5 protein-coding genes are annotated in these 4,772 nt (G+C 69.4%); all 5 read right to left on the bottom strand.

What is annotated here, in order from left to right; translation table 11 throughout:
* A partial coding sequence (locus tag VGD44_RS09450; RefSeq protein WP_331086247.1) for a POTRA domain-containing protein occupies positions 1-665 on the bottom strand: 665 nt, incomplete at its 3' end.
* 29 nt (positions 666-694) lie between these two features.
* Positions 695-1,909, bottom strand: coding sequence for an RIP metalloprotease RseP (rseP, locus tag VGD44_RS09445; RefSeq protein ID WP_331086245.1), 1,215 nt, complete (start codon positions 1,907-1,909; stop codon positions 695-697).
* A gap of 17 nt (positions 1,910-1,926) precedes the next feature.
* Complete coding sequence (gene dxr / locus VGD44_RS09440) at positions 1,927-3,120, bottom strand: 1-deoxy-D-xylulose-5-phosphate reductoisomerase (RefSeq protein WP_414694628.1); 1,194 nt, start codon at positions 3,118-3,120, stop codon at positions 1,927-1,929.
* Entirely contained in the window at positions 3,111-3,953 is an 843-nt protein-coding gene (locus VGD44_RS09435) for a phosphatidate cytidylyltransferase (RefSeq protein WP_331086240.1), read from the bottom strand. The genes dxr and VGD44_RS09435 overlap by 10 nt, the downstream gene beginning before the upstream one ends.
* The gene (gene uppS, locus VGD44_RS09430) at positions 3,913-4,677 is read right to left on the bottom strand and encodes a polyprenyl diphosphate synthase (protein WP_331086238.1); all 765 of its coding nucleotides are present in this window, start codon (positions 4,675-4,677) and stop codon (positions 3,913-3,915) included. The genes VGD44_RS09435 and uppS overlap by 41 nt, the downstream gene beginning before the upstream one ends.
* Positions 4,678-4,772: the final 95 nt, after the last annotated feature.

The following is a 4,772-nucleotide window of genomic DNA, read 5'->3' as shown; positions in this document are numbered from 1 at the left end:
GCGTTGTTCGAGAAGAACTTGAACCAGCGCGTCTCCTCGGTGACGACCACGTCGCGCAGGTCGTTGTCCGAGAACGCCTTGTTGCCCAGGAAGTTGACCGAGAGGATGCCGCTCTTCGGGCCCTCGTCGATCTTGAAGATCAGGTCCACGCGCTTCTGCGGCAGCTCGATGATCTGCGGCGTCACGTTGGCGGAGATCCGGCCCGAACGCCGGTACAGCTCGACGATGCGCTGGACGTCGCCCTGCACCTTCGCCCGCGTGAAGATGCCCCGCGGGCGCACCGTCACCTCGTCGCGCAGCTTGTCTTCCTTGAGGCCCGAGTTCCCCTCGAAGATCACCCGGTTGATGATCGGGTTCTCGACCACCGTGACGATCAGGTCGCCATTCTGGAAGTCGATCTTCACGTCCGAGAACAGGTCGGTGCGGAAGAGCGCCTTGATGGCGAGGTCGGCCTTGGCCGCGTCAATCGTCTCGCCAGGGCCCACGGGCAGGTAGGACACGACGGTCGATTGCTCGATCCGCTCGTTGCCCTGCACGAGGATGCGCTGGATCACGCCGCCCTGGACCTGAGCGGCGGCGACACCTGGCAGGGCGACGGCGGTCGTGCCGAACAATAGGGCAAGGCCGGAGGCGAGCGCGGCGCGCTTAGCGCGGGTCTTTGACATCGAATCAGCCGTTTGAGGGACGTACGCGCCTAAGAGAATAGGCCGCCGAACAGATTGAACACACGCAGGCGCTGCAAATCGTTCCAGGTGGCGAACAACATCAATCCGAGAACAAGTGCAAGGCCCACGCGGTACCCTGCCGCTTGAACCTTGGCGGCAAGAGGGCGCCGCGCCACGGCTTCATAGGCGTAGAACAGCAGATGGCCGCCGTCGAGGACGGGCACCGGCAGCAGGTTCATGAAGCCGATGCTGACCGAGATCAGCGCGGCGAGCTGCAGGAGGTTGAGGCTCGAGCGGAAGATGGTGTCGAGCATCCCGTCGGCGCCCTCGGCGCCCAACGCGGCCACGTTCTTGGTGACGGTGGCGATGCCCAGCGGCCCCCGCAGCTCGTCGGCATGCACCTGGCCGGTGATCATCCGGCCCAGGTAGTAGATGGTCGTCTCCAGCGTCCGCCACGTGCGCTCGGTCCCGCGGACGACGGCCTCGACGGGCCCGTAGTGGATCTGGATGTAGTCGTCGCGGCCCTGGGCCGGGCGGATGCCCAGGGAGCCCAGCTTCTGCTCGCCGGCCACGGCGTCCTGCGACACCCGCCAGCGCGGCGTGGCCACCAGCTCGACCGGCTTGCCCGCGCGCTCGACCACGAACGTCGTCGGCACGTTGGCCCGGACGCTGACGATCTCGCGGATCTCGTCGAAGCGCTGGATCTTGCGGCCCGCCGCCTCGACGATGAGGTCGCCCGGCTTGAAGCCCGCGGCGGCGGCGGCCGTGTTCGGCTCGACGACGGCGATGCGCGCCGGCACCACCCATTCGCCGAACGTCATCAGGAGGGTCGCGAAGATCGTGATCGCCAGCAGGAAGTTCGCGATCGGGCCCGCGGCCACGATCACGGCCCGCTGCCAAATCGGCTTGAAATGGAAGTAGCGATCGATCTCGGCGCCCCGCCCCTGCGCGATCAGGTCCTGGCGCAAGGCCTTCAGGTCCTCGGCGTCCGGGATACTGGCGGCGTTCTCGTCGCCGGCGAAGCGCACGTAGCCGCCGACCGGCAACCAGCCGAGTCGCCACTCGACCCCCGACTTGTCGGTCCACTGCGCGATCGCTCGGCCGAAGCCGATCGAGAACCGGTCGACCTTGGTGCCCAGCGCCTTCGCGGCCAGGAAGTGGCCCAGCTCGTGCACGGTCACCACCACGCCCAGCACGAGCAGGAACGGGATCACCGCGAGGAACACGTCCTGGAGGAATTGCATCGGGAGTTTCTACTCCATCAGGCCGCGGCGAGGTCGCCGACGACCTCGTCCGCTACGCGCCGGGCCGCGGCGTCGGTATACCGGGCGCATTCGACGGCGTCGCCGGCCATGCTCGCGGCGTCGCCGCTCCGGTCCATGCGTTCGAGGGTTTCCGCGACCACGTTCGGGATATCCAGAAAGCGGATGCGCCGGTCAAGGAAAGCCGACACTGCGCGCTCGTTGGCCGCATTCATCGCCGCCGGCGCCTGGCCGCCCGCGGTCAGAGCCTGCTTGGCGATGGAGAGCGCCGGGAATTTCTGCGGATCGGGGTGCTGGAAGGTCAGCGGGCCGGCCGTCACCAGGTCCAGCTTGGGCGCCGGCCAGGGCAGCCGGTCGGGCCAGGCGAAGGCGCACGCGATCGGCGGGCGCATGTCGGGCGGACCCAGTTGCGCCAGCGTCGAGCCGTCGGCGTACTCCACAAGGCTGTGGATGATCTGCTGGGGATGAACCAGGACCTCGATCCGTTCCGGAGGCATTGAGAACAGGTACGCGGCCTCGATCACCTCCAGGCCCTTGTTCATCATCGTCGCGGAATCGATCGAGATTTTGGCGCCCATCGAGAAGTTCGGGTGCGCCAGCGCCTGCTCCAGCGTGGCCTTCGCCATGTCCTCGCGGGTGGCGTCGCGGAACGGGCCGCCCGACGAGGTCAGGATCAGCCGCGACACCGAATCGGCGATCGCGGGGTCCAGCACCTGGAAGATCGCCGAGTGCTCGGAATCCACCGGAACCACGGCCCCGCCGGCCAGCTTGGCGGTCCTGAGCAGCGAGGGCCCGGCGCAGACCAGGCTCTCCTTGTTGGCGAGCGCGATCACCGCCCCGGCCCGCGCGGCCGCCAGGGTCGGCGCCAGGCCCGCGAAACCCACGATGGCCGACATCACCCACTGGGCGTCGGCGCCGGCCACGTCGCAGACGGCGCCCGCGCCGGCCGCCGTCTGGATGCCCGAGCCCTTCAGCCGTTCGCGCAGCTCCAGCAGGCCGGCCTCGTCCTCGATCACCGCCACCTGCGGCCGCCAGCGCAGCGCCTGTTCGGCCAGCCGCGCCACATTGCGGCCCGCGGTCAGCGCGACGACGTCCACCTGGACCCCGGCCTGTTCGAACAGGTCCAGCGTCGAGACCCCGATCGAGCCCGTGGAGCCCAGGATGCTGACCTTCCGCGGCAGGTTCAATGCCATCCCCACTGATTAGCCCAACGGGCAGCCGCCATGACGACGACCGCGAACATCAGCCCATCCACGCGATCCAGCAATCCACCGTGTCCCGGAATGAGGTCGCCGGAGTCCTTCACGCCGAAACGCCGCTTGATGGCCGACTCCCACAGGTCGCCCGCCATGGTCGCCAGCCCGACGGCCAGCCCGACCAGGGCGGCGGCCACGAGGTTCAGCCGGAAGGCCGGCAGCGCGGCCATCAGCGCGCCCACCGCCGTCGCGGCCGCCAGCCCACCGATGAAGCCCGACCACGTCTTGTTCGGCGAGAACCGCGGCCAGAGCTTGGGCCCTTTCAGCGTGCTGCCGACGGCGAAGGCGCCGATGTCCGCGGCCCAGGTGGCGGCGAACAGCATGACGGTCCACCAGTGGCCCTGGTCGGTCTGGCGCAGCCAGACCAGGCACAGCGCCGCCGGCGCGACGTAGAGCACCCCGTAGGCCGCGTCGGCCGGCCGCTCGGCCACGCCGCGGGCGATCACCGCCGCCCCGGCCGCGGTCAGCGTGATCGCGCCCCAGGCCCATATGAAATCCCCGCGGTAACCCACGAAAACAGCTATTAAAACTGCCGCTGCGACCGCCGCCGCCACGCGCGTCGGTGCGACCGGCGCGCTCATCCCGCCCCACTCGATCGCGAGTAGCGCCACACCGATCGCAATGACGACGAGATACGGCCAGCCGCCGAACCAGGCGGCCGCCACGATCCCTGGCGCCAGCACCGCGGCCGACGCCACGCGCAGGCCGAGGTTGGACCAGTCGAACCGCTTAGCCTGCGGCGAGGACGTCATCGGCAACGATTGCGCCATAGCGCCGGTCCCGGGCCGCGAACTCCGCGAGCGCGGCCTTCAGATGCTCCTCGCCGTAGTCCGGCCAGAGCACGTCCTGGAACACCAGTTCCGCATAGGCCGCCTCCCACAGCAGGAAATTGGACAGCCGCTGCTCGCCCGAGGGTCGCACGATCAGGTCCGGCGGCGGCGAGCCGGCCGTGGCCAAGAGGCCGCCGAACACGGCCTCGTTGAGCTCCTCGGGCTTGCGGCGGCCCGCGGCCACCTCCTCGGCGAAGCGGCGGGCGGCGTCGGCGATGTCGGCCTGGCCGCCATAGTTGAACGCGATGTCGAGGTGGAACCCGCTGTTGTGCGCCGTTCGCGCCTGGGCGTCGTCGACCAGCTTCACCAGCTCCTTCGACAGGCCCTCGCGGCGGCCGATGACGCGCACGCGCACTCCTTCCCGCTCGAGCCGGTCGATGTCGGTCTCGAAGTAGCGCTTGGGCAGCGCCATCAGCTCGGCGACCTCGGCAGCCGGACGGCTCCAGTTCTCGGTCGAGAAGCCGAAGACGGTCAGCCAGCCGATCCCCAGCTTGGGCGCCGCCGAGACGGTGCGGCGCAGCGCCTCCACCCCGGCGCGGTGGCCCAGCGGGCGCGGCAGGCCGCGCTGCTTCGCCCAGCGGCCGTTCCCGTCCATGACGATCGCCACGTGCAGGGGCGGCCCCTCTCGGGGCTCCGCTATCGGTGGCTTCTCGGCGGCGGCCATGAGGGTGAACGCGGTCCTACTGAGATCAGACGTGCATGATCTCTTGTTCTTTGGTTTTCAAGGCTTCGTCCACGCGCTTGATGGCTTCGTCGGTG

Source organism: Phenylobacterium sp. (assembly GCF_036402295.1).
In the GTDB taxonomy this organism is placed as follows: Bacteria; Pseudomonadota; Alphaproteobacteria; order Caulobacterales; family Caulobacteraceae; genus Phenylobacterium.
Note: the sequence above shows the minus strand (reverse complement) of the source record. Positions and strands in the feature narration are given on the sequence as shown.